Raw genomic sequence first — 24,073 nt, 5'->3', positions numbered from 1 at the left:
TCTGCGTGGAGGGTCCGGTGACAGCGCGGGTGTACGGTTGTGCTTCGTCGTATGTCGTGGTTCGGTCTACATGTGAAGCGACATTTCACGTCTCCGGGCGGAATGTTACGAAGGTTTTTGTTGAATGATGTCGAATTATTAGCGTGATTGGGCCGCGCTCGACCCACATCTTCAGGTTTGCGGACAGATTAAGTCGAACTCAACTACCGTGATTCAAGGTGGCCGCAGCGACGCGATTTTCCTACCACTGACGTGTTCAATCCACGGAAAAGTCATTCAGCGAATCCAGCCAAGACAACTTCAGTAAATCAGCCGCGACACGCGCGCGAGCACCGGTGCTCCAGGCGGCAACGGCGTGCGATGGGGCACACGAGTGTCAGACAGAGGAAGACAGACAGGCGAATTGTTTCATCGTAAAGTAGAATGCAAAGGTGGGAGAACTGACCTTGAGAGCGGGTATGCATTTACTTCCATCGAGGCCCAAGCTCGCCGTTGGTACCGCACGCACGTCGGCACCGCCACTTGGAAAACTGCTCATCGAGCAAAAGTGCATTACCCCGGAACAACTGGATTCTGCATTAGCGTTCCAGCGCAAGTCCGGGGGGCGGTTGGGAGAAATTTTGGTTGCACTTCAACTTGTCCATCCCCGTGAACTCTATCGCATTCTGGCCGACCAAATCGGGATTGACAGGGTAAACAGCATGAAGCCGATGAACGTTCATCACCAATTCCCCGAATCCCTGGCACGACAGTATGGTGCTGTGGTGATTGAAGAGTGTGATACGCATCTCAGCGTCGCTGTGACTCAACCGCTCAGTTCAGAAGAACGTACTGCGGTTTCTTCCTATTTTTCGAAACCCATACGGGAGGTACTGGCGACGCCGTATGAGATGGAACGATTCTGGGACCAGGTGTTCCGCTCGGAGCTGCTCGAGGAGAGCATCGAACGCTTGCATGTGGAGCAGCCTCGTGACTCGGCAATGTCGGTCCTAACGCGAAGTCAGTTGGCTCTGATGATTGCCATTTTTGTCGGAGTTGTCGTTTGTGCTGTGATGGACTTTCTACGAACGGTTACGGTTATCAATATCCTGTGCCAGTTGGTGTATTTCTCGCTAGCAACATTCAAGGCGCGCGTTCTCTACCGGGGTATGTCTGTCGAAGCCCACTCGATTTCTGACGATGAAGTCAAGGAACTGGACGAGAATGAACTGCCCATCTACACAATTTTAGTGCCCTTATATCGTGAAGCGAATGTCCTGCCTGAGCTCATTCGGCACATTGAAAACATGGATTACCCGAAGCACAAACTCGATGTCCGACTCTTGTTTGAAGAAGACGATGTAGAGACGATTTCGCAGGCGGAGCGGCTCCAAATCCCCTACTACTTCACATTTGTGAAGGTGCCTGTTTCGCAGCCGCGGACGAAACCCAAAGCTTGCAATTACGGATTGATTCGAGCAAGAGGGGAATATGTCGTCATTTATGACGCTGAAGATCGGCCTGAACCGGATCAATTGAAAAAGGTGCTGGTCGCGTTTCGGAAGCTTGGCAAGAAGACGGCTTGTGTTCAAGCGAAACTGAACTACTTTAACGGCAACCAGAACCTGCTGACGCGATGGTTTACCCAGGAGTACAGCAACTGGTTCGGCATCTTGCTTCCTGGCGTGATGTCGATGAAGCTGCCAATTCCGCTCGGTGGTACGTCGAATCATTTCCGAATGTCTGTTTTAAAACAGATTAACGCATGGGATCCGTACAACGTCACGGAAGATGCTGACCTTGGCGTCCGTCTTTACAAGTCGGGGCATACAACGGGAATTGTCGATTCGACGACATGGGAGGAGGCGAACAGCCGCCTGTACAATTGGGTGAAGCAGCGTACGCGCTGGATTAAAGGATACATGCAGACGTGGCTGGTTCATATGCGAAATCCGTGGCGGCTTTATCGTCAGCTTGGGGGACGCGGGTTTTGGGGGTTCCAGGCGATCGTCTTAGGTACGCCGCTGCTGCCGCTCATGAATCCCCCTTTTTGGGTGATGATGTTTCTTTGGTTTTTTCAGCATCAGAAGTGGATCCCGGAAATCTTTCCAGGGCCCATTTACTATATGGCGGCCTGCCTGCTCGTCATGGGGAACTTCTTCTTTGTCTACAGCGGCGTCGTCGGCACCTATCAATTTTCTGAACGGTACATGCATGTGCCTGGCGTGCTTTCATTTCGTCTCGTCCGGTCCGCAATCATCTCACCGCTCTACTGGGCATTGATGAGCATTGCGGCTTACCGGGCTGTATGGCAACTCGTCGTCAATCCATTTTATTGGGAAAAGACTCGCCATGGATTGACACGCAGCACACGTCAATCCGGACAAAGTGTGGGCATCACGACATGACTGACCTCGCAAAACAACACACTTGGTCGCGTGTGATTGTGTTTGCGACCGTGTTTTTGGTGGAGTGTTCACTTGGATGGTACTTGAATGTCGTGCGATACGATGTGCAAAATGATGCGTTGAGCCGGGTCGCCAATGCATTTTACGTACTGTACAGCAGAGATCCTCATTTGGCTGCGATTGGATTTGTATGGAATCCGTTGCCCAGTTTGCTGGAGTTGCCGGTGATTTTGTTTTGGCATGTTTATCCTCCTTTGGTAACCTGCGCGTTAGCAGGAACCCTGCTCACGGCACTCGCTGCCGCCGCCCAGACGTTGCTCATTGTTCGCCAATTCCAGCACAGTGGCCTTAAGACATGGCATGGCATTGCGGTGAGTCTATGTCTGTGCGCAAATCCTTTCATGCTTTTGTACGGGGCCAACGGAATGAGTGAAATGATCTTCTCCTTCTTCCTTGTCTGGTGCACTTGTTCGTTTGCGGATTGGCTTCGTACGTATCGGGCCCGAGACCTCGTGCGCGCCGGACTTGCATTGGCTCTGGCGTTTCTCACCCGATACGAAGCGGTGGCATTCGGCGCTGCGATGACGGTTGGTGTCTGTCTCGCAGCTTGGCAATATGGGGAAAAGCAATTCCTCAAAAATCCCCAGTTGTTGGGGGATCGGCGATTTAAGCTTAGGAATCTGCGTGACGAGCGATTTTGGTATACAGAGAGCACGGTGCTGGTCTTTTTGCTGCCCAGTCTGTACATGGGCATACTATGGATTTTGTTAAATTGGATTATCATGGGTGACCCCCTTTACTTCTTCCATTCAGCTTATTCAAACTTGTCTCAGTCCAGCGTCCTTCAATCCACTTCCAGCTTCGAGGCAATGATGGGAAATCCAATCGCGGTGGCGCGGTTCATCGCGGAGCGAATTGGTTTTTTTTCGCTCCCATACTTTGGCATACTGGTGTATCGAGCACGTCGGGGTCAACTTTTTCAGTGGACAACCCTCGTGCTGACGCTTCTCGTTGCTTCGATTCCCGCCTTGCAATATTCTCTGCTGCTAAAAGGAGCTTCTTATGGATGGCTTCGTTTTTTCTTCTATCCGCTGCCGCTGTCCATTGCCTGGCTGCCGTACGAGTTATCGATGCCGCCACGGATGGGGCAGCACGTCAGGAAGAAGCGGAGGAGCGGGACCGAATCGACGCGAAAATGGGGCGTTGTCACAGCCTTTGTCTGTACGCTCGTCGTCAGTGGTGTGGCTGTCAGTTTCGCAATGAACAACTCGACACTCGCACCTGAGGAATACGACACGATTCATCAGAAATACAACATCACTCGGCTGGAAACAACGAGAGCCATTGCTCAATACTTGAATGAGTACGAACCGAACGCGACCATCTTGATGGATTCCTTCTCATCCTTCAATGTCATCGTGAACGTCAGACACCCAAAGCATCTCGTCATCACGAGCGATCGCGATTTCGTCGCCGCCTTACATCATCCGGTTTCGCATCATGTTCAGTACATTCTCGTCCCACAGCCTGATGCGACCTATCGATTTGATGCGGTAAACCAAGCTTATCCCGACTTGTATGCGCATGGGTCGCGCTGGGCAAAGCTTGTCAAGCAGTTTCCGGGGTGGCGGTTGTATCGCGTGACGGGATGACCTGCGTGAAATTTTTTCAATACCGTATGGACTTGCATGCGGAACAGAGTGGGGTAAAGGTGTTGTGGTCCAAAGTGGAATTTCCAACGAGGCATGGCACCACTTTGGCTGGCCGTTGATTTCCCCGTCCAAACCAGTACACTGGAATCGACAGCGAGATGTGCCGAAATCAGAACTGGAACTCCCAGCGATTGGCAAGGGGGAGGATGACTATGGGAGAAATGGCGTGGATCGCCGGGTGGATCCCGCTCTTGTCCATCCTTGTTTCCGTTGTTGTGTACCGCTGGCTGAAGAACGCGTGGGTCCCGACGGTTGCTGTGCTGGTTCTTCCAGCCGTCGCGATGCTGATTTGGTTCGACCTTGCCAACTTCTGGCCCTGGCTGCTCTTATATTTGCTGTTGTGCTGGGTTTCGTGCTGGGCGACCCAGCAGGTGCAAAACTTGCGGCAGCGCAGAAGGCAGGCGTGATTGGCGGCCCTGTGCGGCCACGCATGGCCTTGAACCTGCGAGCCGCACCGTCCGCCGCCGGTTGGCATCCATTTGGTTCCGATTCGGCATCAATTCGGAAATTGGTATGACGCGGGTAAAATGTATACTGGCACGTCTCGTTTGACGCCGAAATCCAGCGCGGTCTGGACGTCGTTGTAGAAGACATCAATATGGTCACCGATAATCGCGCCGCCCGTATCCTGGGCAATGCGGTAGCCAACGCCAGGGATGAAGAGTTTGGTGCCGTAGGGAATCACACTCGGGTCGACGGCCACGGTGACCCCCTGCACGGCCGGAACGCCGGTGGCGGTGATGTCATAGCCGGGATCTCCCGGTTCTTTGCCGGTTGATTCTACGCCGGCTGTGTAGGCGGTTAAGGTGCAGTCAATCACGCGCGTTCCTTCGGGCAACGGCTGACCATCCACTTCGGGTGGCTGCGGAGATTGTCCGGTTACGGCGTCTACGGCGGATTGAACCGCGTTGCGAATGGTCTGTGCCGGACCGGAAGCTGGTACAGTGTACACAATTTGCTGCCCGATTTGCAGGGTGCGCGGGTCTTCGATGTGGTTTTCGGTCATCAGTGTCGAGACGGACACCCCGAACTTTTGTGATAGATCCCATAGGGTGTCGCCCGGCTGAACGGTGTATGTGTACTGCTGTTCCGAGCCATCCCCCGACGATGAACTCGTTGCGGCAAAGGCGGCCATCGGTGTTGCAATCAGCACTGCAATGGCGGTGGACCAGATGAACAGGCTCTTGTGCAAAATCGTTCCTCTCCTTCATTGGCGCTCTTTGTCATGCGCGCCTTCGCGAGACTTGTCGTGCTGCATCCATCAGCATGGGCAGACTTTTCGCGGATTAAACGTGCAGTCCGAAAAATTGATAGAGTGGATAAGATAGAGACAGGCCAGTGTGGAGGGATGAGGGTGTTGCTTTGGATCGCGATTGGCATTGTGCTGCTGATTTTATTGGGGGTTGTGAGTGCGATGCAGCGCATGAGCGAATATCGGCGCAGGGTGCAGGCCGCGCAGCGGCTGCGGGGGAACGTGAGTGAGGCTGTGATTGGCCTGGAGGCGGACACGGACTTTTCGCAGGGGTTTCAGCATGGCGAAGCCGGGGAATTGGCGCAAAAGGTACGAAAGCGCGTCGGGGCACTGACCCGACGCCTGGCGGATGTGAATCGTCGTCTGGACGACCTGCAGGGGATGGTTCTGTTTCCTTCGCTGGACCGTACCGTGGCGATTGCAAAGGTCATGGAAGACTATGAGGCGCTTGAAGCGGAGATCGAACCGCTGCGCGCGGACATCCGCCGGCTGGATTCGCTGATTCGCCGCGCCAGCGAGGACGTCGAACGAGTGCAGACCGGGCTCGCGGAGGTTCAGGCCAACGTGGGCGCTGTGCTGCAGGCGGTGTCCGTCGGCATTCCGGACGCGTGGCGGCGAGAATGGGACTCGATGGCGGCACAGCTCCGGCGCTTGTCTGCGGAGACGGATGCTGCGAAGCGGGCGGCTGCGCTGGCGGCCCTTCAGTCCCAGGTAGACGCGTGGCAGGACAAATTCACTCATGTCCGCCGGTGGGCGGACTGGCAGGCGCATGGCTCGGAGCGGATGGATATCATTCAAGCTTGCCTCCAGCGCCTGGAAGCGCTCGGCGGGCGGGAAACCCGCACGTACCAGGGCTTGGCCCAGGCGGCGTTGGACGCCCGGTCCATTGTGGCGCTGTCCGTGGAAGATGCCGCCCTGGATGCGGCTGCCGAGCCGATGGAGCGCCTGGGTCCTGCGCTGACGGGACTCCTGAACCGGGCGACACGGCTGCTGCACTGGCTGGCAGATCCGAAGCAGGTCCGTGCGGGACTGCGCGAAGAAACAACGCGCCTGAACGATCTCGTCTCCTGGTGGAACTCCGCCAAAGCGGCCGAGGCATGGGCGTTCATCGAGGCAGCAGACGGTGCCTTTGCACAAGTGCACCGCCAACGGGTCGCCGACTGGCAGGCCCAGGCGAAGTCGGTGCTGGAGGCGCGGGCGGAGACGGAGGCGCAGCCGACGGCGGGCACAAAGGCGGCGACAGTGCAGGCGCAGCCGACGACGGGGGCTGCGATCGCGGACGCGATGGCACCCTATGTTCAGCAACTGGATGCCGTATTGACGTTGGCGGGAGAAGGGAGCGTGCTGCGTCGTGATCTGGAGCAGCGGCGCACCCTCCTGATGCAGCGAAGCGCCGCGCGGCAAAGCCGTCTGGAGGCGTTGGAGCGGCAAATCGCGGATGCGTTGACGTCGCTGGCTTCGCGAAACCTCGCGAGCAGCGAAGAGTACCGCAAGTGGTCGGAATGGCAGCGCACCGTCGCGGCGATGGCGCAGAGCGGGGCGGTGTCCGACCGCGATGTGGAGCAATGGGAGCGGCGGGTGCAGGCCGAACGAGACGTGGTCGATGCCATGGTTCGTGCGCACAGCGACGTCGATGCCATGCTGCAGGCGCATTTGGAACAACTGACAAAGCGCCACGGGGGAGAGCTTCCGGCGTTTCACGCCTCCCGGCATGCCCAGGCGAAGCGGCAGTTGGACGATGGCGACTTGATGTCCGCGGCGTGGACATCCCTCGCCATGGCGGAGACACTGGCGGATCTCGCCGTGTGGGACGAGTGGACGCCGTGGTGACGGGGGTTGTGTGCGGCAGGAAGGGTGCCTAAAGCGTCGGGATCACGGTGCGGTTGCGGCGGCTTAGGGCACGAAAGGCGCCCAAAGGTGGCCGGTGCGGCTGGGCTCGGCCTGCGATTAGGCAGGAAGGGTGCCTTAAGCGTGGGGATCACGCCGCGGTTGCGGCGGCTTAGGGCACGAAAGGCGCCCAAAGGTGGCGGGTGCGGCTGGGCCAGACCCACGATTAGGCAGGAAGGGTGCCTTAAGCGTCGGGATCACGCCGCGGTTGCGGCGGCTTAGGGCACGAAAGGCGCCCAAAGGTGGCCGGTGCGGCTGGGCAGGGCCTGCGATTAGGCAGGAAGGGTGCCTTAAGCGTGGGGAGCACGCCGCGGTTGCGGCGGCTTAGGGCACAAAAGGCGCCCAAAGGTGGCCGGTGCGGCTGGGCCAGACCCACGATTAGGCAGGAAGGGTGCCCTAAGTGTCGGGATCACGGTGCGGACGCGGCGGCTTAGGGCACGAAAGGCGCCCAAAGGTGGCCGGTGCGGCTGGGGCGGACCTGCGATTAGGCAGGAAGGGTGCCTAAAGCGTCGGGATCACGCCGCGGTTGCGGCGGCTTAGGGCACAAAAGGCGCCCAAAGGTGGCCGGTGCGGCTGGGCCGGACCTGCGATGAGGCAGGAAGGGTGCCTAAAGTTGGCCCAGTTAAGCCCGGCCAGACCGGCCTGGCCTCCCGCTTCGCGGCGTTACGCCTCGCTCGATTGCGGTGCGCGATCGAGCAACAAATCGATTTCCTCGCGGTACTTGCCGCCGGGCGTTTCGAGAATCTGTGGAATGCCTCGCAGCGCCTCGTGGTGAACGATGCGGTGCAGCGCTTCCAGCCCGAGCGAGCCTTCGCCAATGTTGGCGTGCCGGTCTTTCCGGGAGTTTGGCGGATTTTTGGAGTCGTTGATGTGCGCGACTTTGAGCCGGTCCATCCCGATGACTTTGTCGAACTGCTCGAGGAATCCGTCAAAGTCGTTCACGACATCGTATCCAAAGCTGTAGTTGTGGCAGGTATCGATGCAGACTGCCAGTTTGTCTTCGTGCTGGACGCGGCTGATGATGTCGGCGATTTGCTCCAGCGAGTTCCCCACCTTCGAACCATCTCCGGCCATCGTTTCGAGGCAGATCCAAAGTTTCTCGTTGCCGGTTAAAATCCGGTTCAAGGCATCGGCGATCCGGCCGATGGCGTACGCTTCTCCTTCACCGACGTGACTGCCCGGGTGCATCACGATGTAACGGAACCCGAGGTACTCCACGCGCGCAATTTCCTCCGTCAGCACGTCGATCCCGTACTGCCAGGTATCTTCCTTCGCGCTGGCCAGGTTGACCAGGTAGGAGAGGTGGACGACCGGATCGACAATGTTGTGTTCCTTCATCAACGCCAGGGCTTCATCACGGTGAAATTCGGTGATGGGACGCGCCTTGCCGCCGCGGTTGCTGCGGGTGTAAATCATGAAGGTGTTCGCGTCATATTCGATTGTCTCCTGAACTGCCGCGAGCAGTCCGGTCTTTGCAATAGATACATTTGCCCCCAACAGGATGGGCTTGTCCGATTCAGGCATGTCAATCCCTCCGCATCCAGCATAGCAGTTTTGGATTGTATTTTCCCACTACGTCATGCCATCGGGTGCTGAGTGCCCTGACCGCGAACCGGGATCGGTCTCCGAAAACTTGAAAATCGTGGCGGATGACCTATAATTATTAGCAGCCATGGCTTCAGAGTGCTAATAACCTCCTAACGTTAGGTCTACCAATCATCTACCGCGGTGTTTCTTTTCACCGGTTGTCTGCACGGCTGTTCGGGCAGCCCGGCTCACTGTTATCAGCAAACTTTCATCTGCCGTTTTCTATTGGAAAGTTTCTTTTCAATGGAGGGTGAACCATGAAGGCGTTGTTGTTAGCAGGAGGATTAGGAACACGTTTACGACCACTGACTGAAAACCTTCCAAAACCGATGTTGCCCGTCGCCAACCGGCCCTGGCTGGAGCACCTGATTTTGCATTTGAAACAGCAGGGCATCTCAGAGTTCGTGATCACAGCGAAATACCATGGAGAGAAAATCAAGGCGCATTTCGGGGATGGTCACGCCCTGGGTGTCCGCATCCAGTACGCGCATGAGCCGACATTACTCGGGACTGCGGGCGCGATCAAAAACGCTGAGCACTTGTTGGACGACCGATTTATCGTCCTGAACGCGGACATCATCCACCCCGTGCAGCTGCTGCCCCTGCTGGAATTTCACAAGAGTCACGGCGGCGTTGCCACGATTGGGCTGACCGAGGTCGACGACCCTTCCCAGTACGGCGTGGTCCAGCAGTCGTACAGCGGAGAAATTCTGCGGTTTGTCGAAAAGCCGCCCCGCCACCTGGCGCCTTCGAACCGGGTGAATGCTGGCATTTACGTGCTCGAAAAGAAGGCGTTGAAATACATTCCGAAGGGGAAGGAAACGTCTATCGAACGCGAGACGTTCCCGCTGCTGATTCGCCGCCAGCTCGGTGTCTATGGTTCATCCATTCACGGCTACTGGATGGATATGGGGACTCCTGAGCGGTATCTGCAGGTTCACTGGGATGTGCTGGACGGTATGTGTGCATTGCCGCTCCCGGTTTCTGCATCCCGCCCGCAGGTATGGCTCGGAAGGTCCCAGATTGCACCGACGGCGCGGGTGATCCCGCCGGTCCTGATTGGCGACGGAGTGACCATTGAAGGGAACTGCACCGTGGGCCCGTATGTGGTGCTGGGCAACCACGTCCGGGTGCGCGCTGGCAGTCATCTGCAGCATACCGTGGTCTGGCCGTTCACGGAGGTACAAGCGGGGACACAGGTGTCACACAGTGTGCTTGCCCGGGACGTGTCGGTCAGCGTCGCAGCGCCCGAAGTGGTCGAAGAAGTGGTGATGCAGTGATGATAAGGGTGGCACACGTCAGCACCTACGTTCCGAAAAAATGCGGACTTGCAACGTACACGCATCACCTGCGGCAAGGCCTGCGCGAAGCGGCGGGCGGGGGGCAGCTGACAGACATCGTGATCGCGATGCTGGGGCCGGACGAACGCCAGGACGCGTACGTGGGCGCAGATTGGTTTTTGCGCCGCGATGAGCCGGGAGATTATGAGGCGGTCGCGCGGCGGCTGAACCAGAGCGACATCGACCTCGTGGCGCTTCAGCATGAGTTCGGGATTTTTGGCGGGGAAGCGGGCGAATACGTCCTCCGGTTTGCAGAGGCGCTCCAAAAACCGCTCGTCACCACGTTCCATACGGTGTTTGAGACGCCGGTCCATCCGTATCGCGACATTCAGAAGAAACTGGTGGAGCGAAGCGACCACATCATCGTGATGAGTCCGCGCGCCATTTCATACTTAGTGAATGCCTACGGCGTCGCAGCGTCGAAAATCACGTACCTGCCGCACGGCACGCCGGGCGCCTCGGCTCGAACGAATGCACAGCTTCGGCGGTCGTTGGGCTGGGAAGGCAGAAAGGTGCTGTTGACCTTCGGCCTGCTCAGTCCAGGCAAGGGGTTGGAGTTGGTGCTGGAGGCATTGCAACACATTGCGGCGGAGGTTCCCAACGTTCTGTACGTCATCGCGGGGCAGACCCATCCGGAGATTCTGAAGCGGGACGGTGAGCACTACCGCGAAGCGTTGCAGCGAATGATTGAGGACCGCCGCATTGGTGAGCACGTGTCGATGATGAACCGCTATCTCTCGGAAGCGGACATTGTTTCGTTGATTTCCGCCTGCGACGTGTTTGTCACGCCCTACCCGGGGATGCAGCAAATCACCAGCGGGACATTGGCCTATGCGGTCGGCGCCGGCAGCGTGGTGGCCAGTACGCCCTACGCGTACGCGCGGGACTTGCTCAAGGACTTTCCGGACTTGTTGATTCCGTACGGCGATGTGGAGGCGTGGTCGCGCACCTTGACGAAGCTGCTGCAGGACGACGCGCTGCTTGGCCGCTATCAACGGCAGATTGCGCAAATCGGGCAGCACATGCGATGGCCGAACGTTGCGCGCAAGCACCTGGAGCTGTATCGAACACTCACCGCGCGCGGCACGCGGAGGGGCGTGACGGGTGAGGCGGTGTCGGAAGGCAGGGAGCGAACCGTTGTTTCCAGTTCAGTTTGACCATCTGCGCCGGTTGACGGACGACACGGGTTTGCTGGAACACTGTCACGGAAAGCTGCCGCGGCGCAAAGAGGGATATTCCACGGACGACAACGCGAGAGCCTTGTGGCTGTGCGCGGCATGGATCCCGTATGCGAAAGCGGCAGGCGACGTTCAGACCTCGCAGCTGCTGCAGGCGCTCGCTGACCGGTATGCGAGCTTCCTGCTGTGGGTGCAGGATGAGGACGGATGGTTTCACAACAATGTGGGGTACAATCGCGTGTTTGAACCGGAGGCGCCGTCCGACGACTGTCAGGGGCGCAGTCTTTGGGCCCTCGCAAAGGCGGTGTTGAACGTTCCGGACCCGGAGTGGACGCTGCCCTTGCAGTGCGCTTTCTACCGCGGCGTGCAGGCAGCCAGCCGGCTCCAGTTTGCGCGCGGACTGGCGCATACGTTGTCTGCCGTGTCCGCGATGTGGCTGGGCGTGGCGCAAGGGGCGAGGGTCGAACCCTGGTTTGCGGACTGGGCGCTGCGAACCCTGCCCGGCCAGGCCAGGCGTTTGGCTGCGGCGCTGTACGAGCAATATGAAGCGTGCGCCCGGGACGACTGGCACTGGTTTGAACCGACGATGACCTACGCCAACGGCGTTCTCCCCTGGGCCCTGTGGCATGCCTGGGAAGCGCTGCAGGACGAACGGGCACGGTGCATCGCGAGTACGTCGCTGCAGTGTCTGATTGCCAAGATGACCGCGCCCGAGGGCCATATCCGTCCCATCGGCAACCAGGGGTGGGCCACGCCCGCGTCGGTCAGCCAGTGGGACCAGCAGCCGTTGGAAGTGATGAAGCTCGCGCTGGCTTGCGCCAAGGCGATTGAACTTGGCGAAGAGGAGGACGGCTTGTACCGCCGGACCCTCGAACGCTGTGTTCAATGGTATCACGGAGAGAATGACTTGCAGGTCGTCATGGCCGACAGGACGGATGGCAGCTGCTGCGATGGATTGATGCAAACAGGCGCGAACCGAAATCGAGGGGCCGAATCGACGCTGTCGTATTTGCTGACCGAAACGTTTCGGTATGTGGTTACCGCTGAGCATCAGCCGCAGCTGGTTCGAGTCGCGCTGGAATAGGACAGGAATTGAAGGAGGGAGCAGCATGGCAGTCAGCATGGAAACCAGACCGATGATTCCTGAACATGTCTTTCGTGAGTACGATATTCGCGGGGTGGCCGGCAAGGAAATCGATGAACGGTTTGCGTTTTTGCTGGGGCGCGCGTTTGCGCGGCGCATCCTGAAACTGGGCCGGAACACGGCTGTCGTTGGCCACGACAATCGGGCTTCTTCACCGCGCCTGCACGAGGGGGTCATGGCAGGCATTTTGTCGATGGATTGCCGCGTCAAGGACATTGGCCAAGTCACGACGCCGATGTTCTATTACAGTCTGGAAGCGCTCGGCGTTGTCGACGGCATCATGGTCACCGCCAGCCACAATCCGCCGGACGAGAATGGGTTTAAAATCGCGATCGACAAAGGCACGATTTACGGCGATGCGGTGCGGAGCTTGCAGCAGGAGATGGCGGCAGACGACGTCGAGGTGGAGCGGTTTTTGGCGGCGGAAAAGGTAAACCAAAGCACGAGCGCACGCGGCTCGGCCATGAGCAGGACACGGGACAGTGCGCGTGATGAGGTCGCGATCAAACCGTTGTACCTCACGATGCTGGGCGAGAAAATCAAGCTCGGCTCGCGGCGTTTGAAAGTCGTGGTGGACTGCGGCAACGGCACGGCGAGCGTGATTGCGCCGGACGCACTCAAACAGTGGGGCTGTGAGGTGGTGCCGTTGTACTGTACGTCTGACCCAACGTTTCCCAACCATCACCCGGACCCGGTCGAGCCGAAAAATCTGCAAGACTTAATTGAGACGGTCCGGCGGGAGGGCGCCGATTTGGGCATTGCGTTCGACGGCGACGGCGACCGGCTGGGGGTCGTGGATGAAACGGGCCAGATTCGCTGGGGCGACCAGCTGATGGTCCTCTACTGGCGCGAAATTCTGCCGAAGTACCCTGGCAGTGAGGCGCTGGTCGAGGTCAAGTGTTCGCAGGCTCTGGTGGATGAGATTCGCAAGCTGGGCGGGCAGCCAAGGTTCCACCGTACAGGACATTCGCACATCAAGGCGACCTTGCGCGCATCCAACCTGCCCTTTACAGGGGAAATGTCCGGTCACCTGTTCTTCAACGATGAATACTACGGTTTCGATGACGCGCTGTACGCCGCTGGCCGCTTGCTGCGCATTTTGTCGTCGCAGCCAAAGCCGCTGTCCGCGCTGTTTGCGGACGTGAAGACCTACTACGCAACGCCGGAAACGAGGGTTCCCTGCGACGAGTCACGCAAGCAGGCTGTGATTGAAGCCGTCAAGTCCCACTTCCAAAAATTCTACCCGGTCGTGACGGTGGACGGCGCACGCGTGGAATTCCCGGATGGGTGGGCACTGGTCCGGAGCTCGAACACACAACCCATTCTGGTCCTGCGTGCGGAGGCCACGACCCGGTTGGCGCTGCACACCATCCAGGCAGAGGTCGAACGCGTCCTGCAGCACAGCGGGTTGTTAGCAGAGATTCCGTGGTGATGCCAATTTTTGCGGCTTCGTGCGAAAAACCGTTCCAAATGCCCGCTTTCGTATTATATTTAAATGCAGGCTGTGCAGCCTAGATGGAACATCATGATTGAAGGGGTTTTGGATCAGTTTGAGTACGAGCAAGTCCATTTCGTTTCCGTTGGGTCCGTTCGTCAAGTATGCTGGGAATCCGATTCTGACACCGCAGGGCGACGGCTGGGAAGCCAAGGACTTATTCAACCCGGCGGCGATTGTCAAGGACGGGCGCGTGTATCTCCTGTACCGCGCAGAAGACCGGACCGGGCCCGGGTTGTGGAACGGGACGTCGCGCATTGGCCTGGCGGTCAGCGACGACGGCTACCATTTTGAACGGCACCCAGAACCGGTTTTGGTGCCAACCGAGCCGTACGAGCTGCCAGGGGGCTGCGAAGACCCGCGTGTTGTGGAAATCGAAGGGACGTACTACATGACATACACGGCGTTTGACGGCGAGACCGCACGGCTGTGTCTCGCGACGTCAACCGACCTTTATCATTGGCGGAAGCATGGCTACCTCATCGCGACATGGCCGTGGGGGCCGCAGCCGGACTGGACCAAGTCGGGCGCCATTGTGCCGGAGCGCATCGACGGGCGGCTGGTGATGTACTTCGGCGACTCCGACATCTGGATGGCCACCTCGGACAACGGAATCCGCTGGTCGGTAGACGAGGAACCGGTGATGAAGCGGAGCGGGTCGAAGGCGTCGTTTGACAGCTTCCTCATCGAGCCGGGTCCGACGCCCGTCGTCACGGAGGACGGGATCCTCCTGATTTACAACGGCGCGCGCAGAATTACCGAAGGCGAGCACGCCGGCAAACTGCATTACTCGGTGGGGCAGGTGCTGTTCTCCAAAGACCAGCCTCGCCACGTGCTGCGCCGAACGCCGGAGGCGGTATTCGCGCCCGAGACCCAGCATGAACAGTTCGGCCAGGTCGATTTCGTGGTCTTTGCGGAAGGGCTTGTGCGGTTTGGCGGCCAGTGGCTGTTGTACTACGGCATGGCGGACAGTACCATCGGTGTGGCTTCGTTTGAGGCTTAGACTGCCCATGCGACCCAGCTTCTGCCGAGAAAGGGGATGAACCGAGTGCAGCCTTATCCTGTCAAATTCAAACCGATTCCCCAGGAACGCATCTGGGGTGGACACGAGATGAAGCCTGTGTTTCACGCCGACCGGATTTCCGAACCGATTGGGGAGTATTGGCTGGTCTCCGGTCATCCCACGGCCTTGAGTGTGGTTGAGAACGGCCCGCTGGCGGGCAAGTCCCTGAACGAGCTGACCGCGCAGTTTCCGGACGCCTACCTGGGGGCTTCCCCGCAGCCGCGGTTTCCGGTGTTAATCAAGCTCATTGAAGCGCAGGCCGACCTTTCGGTTCAGGTCCACCCTGACGACCTGTACGCGCAGGCACACGAAGGGGACTTCGGCAAGAGCGAAGCGTGGTACATCGTGAAGGCGCCTGCCTCCGGACAGGTCGTCTACGGGCACCGGTTTCGCAGCCGCGACGAATACTTCCGTGCCGTGGAAGAAGGACACGTTCGCGACTACCTCGGCTATCGAAACGTCGCGCAAGGGGACTTGGTGTACGTTCCAGCGCGGACCCTGCATGCCTTGCTGGCTGGAACGACGCTCATCGAGGTGCAGCAAACGTCAGACGTCACCTATCGTGTGTACGATTGGGATCGCGTTGATCAACAAGGAAAGCCCCGCGCGCTGCACGTGAACAAGGCGGCGGACGTGCTGAACTACGCGGCTGCGCCGGAGACGACCGACGGGCCGGCGGCACCCCGCGCGGTGGCCGGCGGCACCTGTGAATTGCTCATCCGCTGCCCCTACTTTCAGATTGAGCGGCTGCAGCTCGCCAGCGGCGCCGCCTATTCAGTGGAATCTGGCGATGCACCCGTCGTGTTGATTGGGGTCTCCGGCACCGGAAGGCTTTCGTGGCCCGGTGCGGCGGATGAACAGGTGCGGCCGTACCACCCGTGGATGGTGCCAGCCTGCATGACGGATGCGGTGGTGCGGGCGGACGAGCCAATGGTCTTGCTGCAGGTCACCTATGGCAGAACCTGACGGGTTTTCATCATTTCATCAGGGAACGATGCTGGAGAGCGCGGCAGATGTCTCTTGACCGATGCCGCGCTGCAGGCGTAGACTGGAGTTGAAATGAGCGAGCGCTCAGTCAGCACGCTTACAGCGGACGCCGCGCCCGTTGGCGTGGGCGCTCCATCCGTGTTTGGGGGAAAACCGAAGTGACTGTCACAATACCCAGTCAGGTGAAGGACCCGGAACTGTTACGAACGCGCCGCGCGCAGATTGTCCAAGCGGCGGTTCCGCTGTTTTCGGAAAAGGGTTTTCACAAAACGACAACGCGCGAACTGGCTCGCGCCAGCGGCATGTCGATTGGCGCACTGTACGAATATGTTCAGACGAAAGAAGATGTACTCTTTCTTGTCTGCCAGCATATTCACCAGGAAGTCGAGTCACAGCTGAGAGTCAGTCTGTCCGAGCACACCTCCGTCGTGGTGCGGCTGCGCCTTGCGATTGAGGCGTTTTTGCGGGTGATGGACCGCATGCAGGCGGACGTGCTGCTGATTTACCAGGAGAGCAAGTCTCTGCCGGAGCCGTACCTGAAGGAAGTGCTGGCGCACGAAACCCGCATCACACAGGTGTTCGAGCAGCTCCTGCGGGAAGGCGTGCAGGACGGCAGCTTCCGGCTGCGTCCCGGCGAGGAAATCCTGCTGGCGCACACCATTGTGGTGGCGGGGCAAATGTGGGCCTTTCGGCGCTGGGCGCTGAAAGCGGTTGCGTTTGAGGATTTTGCCGCGGCGCAGGTCGATATGTTGATGAATGCCGCCCTGCCTGTGGCAGAGCGAGACGCACCTTAGGAATCTGAGGTCTGAAGGAGGCCGTTGCGATGAGTCAGTCCACGAGTGATTCTGCGGTACAGCAAGTCAGCGCGCAGGCTGTCCAGGCGGGGGAGCCGCAGGAGCCCCTCACCCCGGAGCAGGCGGAGGCGGAAATTCTCGCACACCAGGAGAAAGAACCCTATCGCCCGCGCAACAAGGTTCGGTTCGTAACCGCTTCCAGCTTGTTTGACGGACACGACGCGTCCATTAACATCATGCGGCGCATTCTGCAGTCGTCTGGGGCGGAAGTGATTCACCTGGGCCACAACCGCTCCGTTGAGGAAGTGGTCAACGCGGCTATCCAGGAGGATGTGCAGGGCATTGCGGTCAGTTCCTATCAGGGCGGGCACATGGAGTACTTCAAATACATGTACGACCTGCTGCAGGAGCGGGGTGCCGGGCACATCAAAATCTTCGGCGGCGGCGGCGGGGTCATTGTTCCGGAAGAAATCGCGGAACTCGAGGCCTACGGCATTACGAAGATTTTTTCGCCGGACGACGGGCGCCGGCTTGGCCTCCAGGGAATGATCAACTTCATGCTGCGCGCCTGCGATGTCCCGACCGTCCGGACGGTCCGCGACGAACTCGCACAGCTGCGCAAGGACAACTGGGCTGCGATTGCACGCCTCATCACGCTGGTGGAACAACCGGACGACGCCGACGATGCGTACGGCGACGTCGTGGCGGCCGTCCGCGAGCGTGCTGGCGCGGTGCCGGTGCTGGGCATCACCGGAACGGGCGGCGCCGGCAAGTCGTCGCTCACGGACGAATTGGTGCGGCGCTTCCTGGAGGACTTCGAGGACAAAACGGTCGCCATTTTCTCTGTCGATCCGTCCAAGCAGCGGACCGGGGGGGCACTTTTGGGCGATCGCATCCGAATGAACGCCCTCAACAACCCGCGCGCGTATATGCGCAGCCTGGCGACGCGGCAGTCGCGGTCGGAGCTGTCGAGCGCCATTCGCGAGGCGATTGACATCGCGAAGGCGGCGGGGTTTGACCTCATCATTGTGGAGACCAGCGGGATTGGCCAGGGGGACGCCGGCATTGTCGACATTGCCGACGTGTCGCTCTATGTGATGACCGCAGAGTACGGCGCGCCCTCCCAATTGGAGAAAATCGAAATGCTGGACTACGCGGATGTGGTCGCGATTAACAAGTTCGACCGCCGCGGTTCGGAGGACGCGCGCCGCTACGTTGCCAAGCAGCTGCAGCGCAACCGCGGGGCGTTCGATCACGACGTCGAATCCATGCCAGTGTACGGCACCGTTGCCAGCCAGTTCAACGACCCGGGGACGAACGTGCTGTATCGCGCGCTGATTGACGTGATCAACCAGAAGTGCGGGACGAAGTGGGAGACGCGCATTGAAGCGGGCGACCCGAACGAGCGCAAACCGGCGATTATCCCAGGCGAGCGCGCGCAGTACTTGCTCGAAATTGTGAACACGGTGCGCGATTACCGGAAGTTTACGGCGCAGCAGGTCGCGCTGGCGCGCAAGTGCTGGCAGCTGCGCGGCGTCATTGCACAGCTGCAGGAAGCTGGCGCGGGGGACACGTCGGAGGGTGCTGCAGGCGCTTCGGGCGCCCACGGCGAGGACCTCGCAGCGTCGCTGCAGGCCATGTACGACCGGCTGTGGCAGCAGCTGCACTTTGAAGCTCGCCAGATTCTCGAAGGCTGGGACGCCAAAAAGGCACGCTATCAGGCAGAGGAGTTTGTGACAAAGGTTCGCGATCGCGAAATTCGCACTCCCCTTTACACGGTGTCGTTGTCTGGGCTGCGCGTGCCCAAGGTGTGCCTGCCGCAGTACGAGGACTGGGGCGAGATTTTGCGCTGGTCGATGCTCGAAAACGTCCCGGGCGAATTTCCGTTTACGGCTGGCGTGTTCCCGCTCAAGCGGGCAGACGAGGACCCGAAGCGGCAGTTCGCCGGAGAAGGGACGCCAGCGCGTACGAACCGGCGGTTCCACTACCTCTCAAAGAACGACCGCGCCAAGCGGTTGTCCACGGCCTTCGACAGCGTCACCCTGTACGGGGAAGATCCCGACTATCGCCCGGACATTTACGGCAAGGTCGGGGAGAGTGGTGTCAGCGTCTGCACCCTGGACGACATGAAGAAGCTGTACGCAGGGTTTGACTTGTGCGACCCGCTGACCAGCGTTTCGATGACCATCAACGGGCCTGCGCCGATTCTGTTGGCGATGTTTATGAACACGGCGATTGACCAGCAGATTGACAAGTTTACTGCCGAACACGGCCGGGCGCCGAGCGACGAGGAACGGGCGCAAATCCGGGCGCGCACGCTGCAGACGGTGCGCGGCACGGTGCAAGCGGATATTCTGAAAGAAGACCAGGGCCAAAACACCTGCATCTTCTCGACGGAGTTTGCGCTGCGGATGATGGGCGACATCCAGCAGTACTTCATCGACCACAAAGTCCGCAACTACTACTCGGTCAGCATCAGCGGGTACCACATCGCGGAGGCCGGGGCGAACCCGATTTCGCAGCTGGCGTTCACGCTGGCCAACGCGTTCACCTACGTCGAGTACTACCTGAGCCGGGGCATGCACGTGGACGACTTTGCGCCCAACCTGTCGTTTTTCTTCAGCAACGGGATGGATCCGGAGTACACCGTGATCGGTCGAGTGGCCCGCCGCATCTGGGCCACGGTGATGAAGCACAAGTACGGCGCGAATGAACGCAGCCAAAAGCTGAAGTACCACATCCAGACATCGGGCCGCTCCCTGCACGCCCAGGAGGTCGATTTCAACGACATTCGCACGACGCTGCAGGCGCTGCTGGCCATTTACGACAACTGCAACTCGCTGCACACCAACGCGTACGACGAAGCCATCACCACGCCGACGGAGGAATCGGTCCGTCGGGCGATGGCGATTCAGATGATTATCAATCGGGAGTTCGGCCTCACGAAGAACGAGAACCCGCTGCAGGGCGCCTTCATCGTGGAGGAACTGACCGACCTCGTGGAAGAGGCGGTGCTCCAGGAGTTCCTTCGCATCAACGACCGCGGCGGCGTCCTTGGCGCCATGGAGACGCAGTACCAGCGCAGCAAAATTCAGGAGGAGTCGATGTACTACGAGCACCTCAAACACTCGGGCGAGCTGCCCATCATCGGCGTCAATACCTTCCTGAATCCAAAGACCTTGGCTCCGGACTACACGCCGCCAAAGCTGGAACTGGCGCGAGCGACGAAGGAAGAAAAGGAAGAACAGATTCGCAACCTGCGCGCTTTCCACGAAGCGCACAAGGACGAAGCGCCCGCAGCCCTTGCCCGCCTGAAACAAGTGGCACGCCAGGGCGGCAACTTGTTCGCCGAACTGATGGAGACCGTCCGGGTCGCGAGCCTTGGGCAAATTACCCAGGCCCTCTATGAAGTCGGCGGAAAGTACCGGCGCAATATGTAAGGCCGCACGCATTCGATGCTCATCAGTGGACCGGATGGGCCCCCGGCCCCGCAGTGGCGCAGACATGTGCCAGCGGGCGGGGGCCCGTTGTTGTTGAGTGCGGCGTAGGTCATAAGCAGTGTATCGTCACGGTCAAAACAGAACAGCAAATTGACAAATCGTATTTATTGACTGTGATGAAAATAGATCAATAATAATAATCCGAATATTGACTCATGTAATGTGAAGTGCTAGAATGGCCTTAATTGCGGGGGGTATGGATATCGAGAATGATAAAATATAGTTAATCAGCTTGATTATGGGATATTAATATACATCATAAATATATTTTTGTTGTGATATATTGAGATGGAAATATGGATACGGAACATCAGGACGAATGACGGCCGTTGTGGCTTGCGGGGGCTGCGTCGAATCCGTCTGAAACAGTCTGCGAAGGTGGTGGGGTGCAGATGAACAACCCGTTCATCAATATCCTTTGGCTTGCAAAAAGTGAATATCCATCAGGCAGCTGTCTAGCCCCTCACGCTCATGCAGATTACTATCAGATTTATTATGTCGTCAGCGGGGAGGGGGATTTCTTCGTCGGCAAGGCATGCGTAAAAATGGAGCGAGGTATGTATCTGTTTGCTCGACCGAATGATATTCACGGAATTCGTACTGCTCGAGACGTAGATGGAGAACCTTTAAGGATGTTGGAAGTAAAGTACGTTGTGTTTGACAGCGATTTCAAAGAAGCTCTCAATCAACTTCCCATGGTATGTCAAGGGTCGGATGAGATTGAGCGAATGCTGTGGGTGGTTTTTACAGAGGCCATCGAGACACGTCCTTGGTATTTGGAGGTCGCTACACATACGCTCATCACGGTCCTTTACCACATGATTCGCCATCAAAGAATTGAACGATCAACAATTTCCGGTAAATCAAAAATTGTTGATCAAATCAAGGAAAACGTCAACAGGAATTATCAGAATGACATTTCTCTGGACCAACTCTCGGAACTCGTCGGTCACAGCAAGAACTACATCTGCAAAACTTTCAAGGAACAAACTGGGATGACCATCAACCTATATCTGAATAAGGTTCGCATCGACAGAGCCGCGGAGTTGCTTGTGAATACCCATGCGGAAATATCAGAAATCAGCAGCAGCGTGGGGTACAACAATGTTTATCATTTCATGAAGACGTTCAAAAAAATCGTTGGCACTTCACCAGGGAACTTTCGCAAGAGTGAGCTTTGCGGCAGTGCACTCGTAAGTTCTCGAGTACGGGCCATTACGATGATTCCAGTTCAGCAGACGAGCCACGATATACAGCGCACAGATGTCAAGCACGAATCGTCTGCAGCTGGGTTCGTATAACAGCTCTGTGAGGGAGGAGGGGAAAGTAAGACTTTTCATTTTGCGCGGTCCCCAACGACTGATTTGGGAAAGGGTGTCGTCATTGACGCAAGAGGAGATTGCACGCGCCGCTTCGGTTGAAGTAACAAAGAGGAGAAATGGGCTCACAAGGAACGCTGCCCTCGTCACCTTTACGTCGTTAGCCGGATTTACGCTGGTGAATATGGATAGCAGCTTCTTTACGTTTAGTTATCCGACCATCATGAAGGAACTGCACATTTCCATCCAACAAATTTCTTACCTTTACACTGGGATTTTTATCATTGGCGCCATCGCTACCTTTATATTTGGTCCCATTCTTGACCGCTTCGGACGAAAGGTGGTGTTTCAATTTGCGCTCTATGCAACTGCCATCGGCAGTCTCGTAAGTGCGCTGGGATTTAACTTTGGATCATTGTTTGCGTTTCGGGGAATCACACAAATCGGCGCGAGTTCGGAGTGGATGTCTGGACAGGTAATGGTGGCCGAGGAAGCAAGCAGTCAAAGCCGAGGATGGTGGGTCGGATTTTCACAAATTGGTTGGCCTGTCGGGTGGTTTATCGCCTCTTTGCTTTCCTTGGTCGTCATTCCCACATTGGGCTGGCGATGGCTGTTCGTGATTGGCTTGATTCCGGCGCTGTTTGTACTTTGGGTGAGAAGAAATGTCAAAGAGACCGAGAGATTTAGAGATTTAAAAAGGGTGCTGGATCGTGGTGAAAGCACTTCCCAAGTGCAAACAAGGTTCAGGGTGGATACTTCAAGGGCCAACAAATTCACCTATCGGCAGCTCTTTGAGCGCGACCTGATTCGTACATCGCTTCTGATTTCTCTGTGGCAGTTGATCTATAACTATGGCTGCGCTTCGATTATTAACTGGCTTCCAACAATAACGACCGACCATCACATCGCATCCTCGTCTGTGTTTGGCACTTCGGCCTGGGGGTCGGGTGTAGGTATCTTTGGTTATCTGACCGCCGCGTATCTAGGCGAGAAATTTGGCAGAAGGGAAGTAAGCGCTGTCTTTCTCATCCTGGGATCCGCAGCTGGGCTGCTGTTGGCATTCGATGCTGCCAACTGGGCAACCCTGACCCTCTTCTATGCCCTCTACTACTTTTTTACAATCGGTCAAATGGGAGCGGCAGTCGCTTTTGCATTGGAGTCATTTCCGACGCGTGCGCGGGGGACCGGTGGAACCCTGTTGTCGGTCGCCACGTCGGTAGGATTTATCTTCGCTGGCCTGACCGGTTCCGTTCTATTCAGCCACATGGGCGTTAACCAGACAATTTTCATTTGGGGGTTTTTATGTTCGCTGGTTCCCGGTTTGTTGGCTTTGGTACAAAAAGAGTCAAGCCCGGAACAGACCTTGAGGAAATTGCGATTTGATGCAAGTGAGGCTGGAATCGAGGAGGATGAATCAAATGACCATCATCAATACGGTCAAGGGTCAGATCGACAGTTCTCAATTAGGCTGCACGTTGATTCACGAACACCTGCGCTCACGTTCTGAGTCCGTGGCCTTTCAGTTTCCTCACCTGTATGATGAAGCGTATGAATACCAAAAGGCCTTGGAGCAGGTTCTCGCAGTAGAACAGCGTGGTGTGCAGACGATATGTGACCCTACGGTGATGGAAATTGGCAGGGACATTCGTTTCATGGAGCGCGTGGCAAATGCAACCAGTGTGCAAATCATTGCTGCTACCGGCATTTATACGTATCACTATGTGCCCCCCCATTTTCAAAACCGAAGCATCGACTACATGGCGGAGGTATTCGTTCGGGATATTGAAGTTGGAATTCAAAACACGTCCATTAAGGCGGGATTTCTAAAATGTGCTACAGATGCGCAGGGAATTACGCCGGATGTTGAAAAGGTGATTCGTGCGGTTGCACGGGCTCATAAAAAAACGGGTGTTCCGATTATGACGCATTCCCATCCGGCCAGCGGCACAGGTCTCAAGCAATTGGACATCTTCGATGAGGAAGGCGTTAACCCGAAGAAGGTGCTCATCAGCCATTGTGGAGACACCGATAGTTTGGATTACTTACTCCAGGTGGCGGAACGAGGTGCGTTTATGGGCATGGATCGATACGGGATTGGACGTCCGCTTGCGCTTCCCACGGAACGGCGAAATGATACGGTCATTCAATTGGTGAAACGAGGATATGCCAATCAAATGTTCCTGTCGCAGGACTATTGCTGCACCATCGACTGGTTCCCTGAAGAAGTCACCAGACAAATGCTTCCGAAGTGGTCCATGACCTATGTGCTGGACGAAATTATCCCACAGCTCATAGAGGGTGGTGTCAGTGAGGCGCAAATCAAAACAATGCTGTATGACAATGCACGCCGTTGGTTTGAAGGCTCCGGTGATTGATTCCGCGTTTGGCTGAAGCATGGAAGTGCATATCCTATCATTTCATCATGTTG

17 protein-coding genes are annotated in these 24,073 nt (G+C 57.6%); 15 read left to right on the top strand and 2 right to left on the bottom strand.

What is annotated here, in order from left to right:
• Positions 1–458 precede the first annotated feature (458 nt).
• The 3 genes from JI721_RS02495 (at position 459) to JI721_RS02485 (ending at position 4,506) form a co-directional block, all read left to right on the top strand.
• A complete protein-coding gene (locus JI721_RS02495; RefSeq protein WP_274456503.1) occupies positions 459–2,387 on the top strand; it encodes a glycosyltransferase family 2 protein in 1,929 nt (642 codons plus the stop codon).
• The gene (locus tag JI721_RS02490; RefSeq protein ID WP_274456502.1) at positions 2,384–4,039 is read left to right on the top strand and encodes a hypothetical protein; all 1,656 of its coding nucleotides are present in this window, start codon (positions 2,384–2,386) and stop codon (positions 4,037–4,039) included. Before JI721_RS02495 ends, JI721_RS02490 begins: the two co-directional genes overlap by 4 nt.
• Positions 4,040–4,251: 212 nt before the next feature.
• Positions 4,252–4,506 (top strand): DUF2651 family protein, encoded by a 255-nt coding sequence (locus JI721_RS02485; protein WP_274456501.1) that lies wholly within the window; start codon positions 4,252–4,254, stop codon positions 4,504–4,506.
• Positions 4,507–4,595: 89 nt separating this feature from the next.
• On the opposite strand, the gene JI721_RS02480 is transcribed toward JI721_RS02485, so the two are convergent.
• The gene (locus JI721_RS02480) at positions 4,596–5,291 is read right to left on the bottom strand and encodes a 3D domain-containing protein (protein ID WP_274456500.1); all 696 of its coding nucleotides are present in this window, start codon (positions 5,289–5,291) and stop codon (positions 4,596–4,598) included.
• 162 nt (positions 5,292–5,453) lie between these two features.
• Here JI721_RS02480 and JI721_RS02475 point away from each other — a divergent pair, with 162 nt between their 5' ends.
• A complete protein-coding gene (locus JI721_RS02475; RefSeq protein ID WP_274456499.1) occupies positions 5,454–7,181 on the top strand; it encodes a hypothetical protein in 1,728 nt (575 codons plus the stop codon).
• A gap of 720 nt (positions 7,182–7,901) precedes the next feature.
• Here JI721_RS02475 and JI721_RS02470 read toward each other — a convergent pair.
• Complete coding sequence (locus JI721_RS02470) at positions 7,902–8,762, bottom strand: deoxyribonuclease IV (protein ID WP_274456498.1); 861 nt, start codon at positions 8,760–8,762, stop codon at positions 7,902–7,904.
• 320 nt (positions 8,763–9,082) lie between these two features.
• Between JI721_RS02470 and JI721_RS02465 the strand changes: the two genes are divergently transcribed.
• From JI721_RS02465 to JI721_RS02415, 11 genes are all read left to right on the top strand, one after another.
• Complete coding sequence (locus JI721_RS02465; RefSeq protein WP_274456497.1) at positions 9,083–10,105, top strand: nucleotidyltransferase family protein; 1,023 nt, start codon at positions 9,083–9,085, stop codon at positions 10,103–10,105.
• Positions 10,105–11,322 carry a glycosyltransferase family 4 protein gene (locus JI721_RS02460; RefSeq protein ID WP_274457619.1) on the top strand — a complete coding sequence of 406 codons (1,218 nt, stop codon included), beginning with the start codon at positions 10,105–10,107 and terminating at the stop codon, positions 11,320–11,322. Before JI721_RS02465 ends, JI721_RS02460 begins: the two co-directional genes overlap by 1 nt.
• Positions 11,303–12,427 carry a glycosyl transferase gene (locus JI721_RS02455; protein ID WP_274456496.1) on the top strand — a complete coding sequence of 375 codons (1,125 nt, stop codon included), beginning with the start codon at positions 11,303–11,305 and terminating at the stop codon, positions 12,425–12,427. Before JI721_RS02460 ends, JI721_RS02455 begins: the two co-directional genes overlap by 20 nt.
• A 25-nt stretch (positions 12,428–12,452) precedes the next feature.
• On the top strand, positions 12,453–13,919 hold the full coding sequence (locus JI721_RS02450; protein WP_274456495.1) for a phosphomannomutase/phosphoglucomutase: 1,467 nt from the start codon (positions 12,453–12,455) through the stop codon (positions 13,917–13,919).
• A gap of 118 nt (positions 13,920–14,037) precedes the next feature.
• A complete protein-coding gene (locus tag JI721_RS02445) occupies positions 14,038–14,985 on the top strand; it encodes a glycoside hydrolase family 130 protein (RefSeq protein WP_274456494.1) in 948 nt (315 codons plus the stop codon).
• A 45-nt stretch (positions 14,986–15,030) separates the two neighbouring features.
• Positions 15,031–16,011, top strand: a complete 981-nt coding sequence (locus JI721_RS02440) for a type I phosphomannose isomerase catalytic subunit (protein WP_274456493.1) — start codon at positions 15,031–15,033, stop codon at positions 16,009–16,011.
• 179 nt (positions 16,012–16,190) lie between these two features.
• On the top strand, positions 16,191–16,826 hold the full coding sequence (locus JI721_RS02435; RefSeq protein WP_274456491.1) for a TetR/AcrR family transcriptional regulator: 636 nt from the start codon (positions 16,191–16,193) through the stop codon (positions 16,824–16,826).
• A 29-nt stretch (positions 16,827–16,855) separates the two neighbouring features.
• On the top strand, positions 16,856–20,266 hold the full coding sequence (icmF, locus tag JI721_RS02430) for a fused isobutyryl-CoA mutase/GTPase IcmF (RefSeq protein ID WP_274456490.1): 3,411 nt from the start codon (positions 16,856–16,858) through the stop codon (positions 20,264–20,266).
• Between the two features lie 452 nt (positions 20,267–20,718).
• Positions 20,719–21,627 carry a helix-turn-helix domain-containing protein gene (locus JI721_RS02425; RefSeq protein WP_274456489.1) on the top strand — a complete coding sequence of 303 codons (909 nt, stop codon included), beginning with the start codon at positions 20,719–20,721 and terminating at the stop codon, positions 21,625–21,627.
• A gap of 82 nt (positions 21,628–21,709) precedes the next feature.
• Positions 21,710–23,152 (top strand): MFS transporter, encoded by a 1,443-nt coding sequence (locus JI721_RS02420; protein ID WP_274456488.1) that lies wholly within the window; start codon positions 21,710–21,712, stop codon positions 23,150–23,152.
• A complete protein-coding gene (locus tag JI721_RS02415; protein WP_274456487.1) occupies positions 23,064–24,020 on the top strand; it encodes a phosphotriesterase family protein in 957 nt (318 codons plus the stop codon). Before JI721_RS02420 ends, JI721_RS02415 begins: the two co-directional genes overlap by 89 nt.
• Positions 24,021–24,073: the final 53 nt, after the last annotated feature.

The organism is Alicyclobacillus cycloheptanicus (assembly GCF_028751525.1).
GTDB classification, from domain to species: Bacteria; Bacillota; Bacilli; order Alicyclobacillales; family Alicyclobacillaceae; genus Alicyclobacillus_L; species Alicyclobacillus_L cycloheptanicus.
This window is presented reverse-complemented; position numbering and strand designations above follow the sequence as displayed.

What these genes read in the sequence shown, in the direction of transcription:
- JI721_RS02485 (WP_274456501.1), top strand. Translation starts at nt 4,252, where the DNA reads ATGGGAGAAATGGCGTGGATCGCCGGGTGGATCCCGCTCTTGTCCATC.
- icmF (WP_274456490.1), top strand. Translation starts at nt 16,856, where the DNA reads ATGAGTCAGTCCACGAGTGATTCTGCGGTACAGCAAGTCAGCGCGCAG.
- JI721_RS02470 (WP_274456498.1), bottom strand. Translation starts at nt 8,762, where the DNA reads ATGCCTGAATCGGACAAGCCCATCCTGTTGGGGGCAAATGTATCTATT.
- JI721_RS02490 (WP_274456502.1), top strand. Translation starts at nt 2,384, where the DNA reads ATGACTGACCTCGCAAAACAACACACTTGGTCGCGTGTGATTGTGTTT.
- JI721_RS02450 (WP_274456495.1), top strand. Translation starts at nt 12,453, where the DNA reads ATGGCAGTCAGCATGGAAACCAGACCGATGATTCCTGAACATGTCTTT.
- JI721_RS02425 (WP_274456489.1), top strand. Translation starts at nt 20,719, where the DNA reads ATGAACAACCCGTTCATCAATATCCTTTGGCTTGCAAAAAGTGAATAT.
- JI721_RS02465 (WP_274456497.1), top strand. Translation starts at nt 9,083, where the DNA reads ATGAAGGCGTTGTTGTTAGCAGGAGGATTAGGAACACGTTTACGACCA.
- JI721_RS02415 (WP_274456487.1), top strand. Translation starts at nt 23,064, where the DNA reads ATGACCATCATCAATACGGTCAAGGGTCAGATCGACAGTTCTCAATTA.
- JI721_RS02460 (WP_274457619.1), top strand. Translation starts at nt 10,105, where the DNA reads ATGATAAGGGTGGCACACGTCAGCACCTACGTTCCGAAAAAATGCGGA.
- JI721_RS02495 (WP_274456503.1), top strand. Translation starts at nt 459, where the DNA reads ATGCATTTACTTCCATCGAGGCCCAAGCTCGCCGTTGGTACCGCACGC.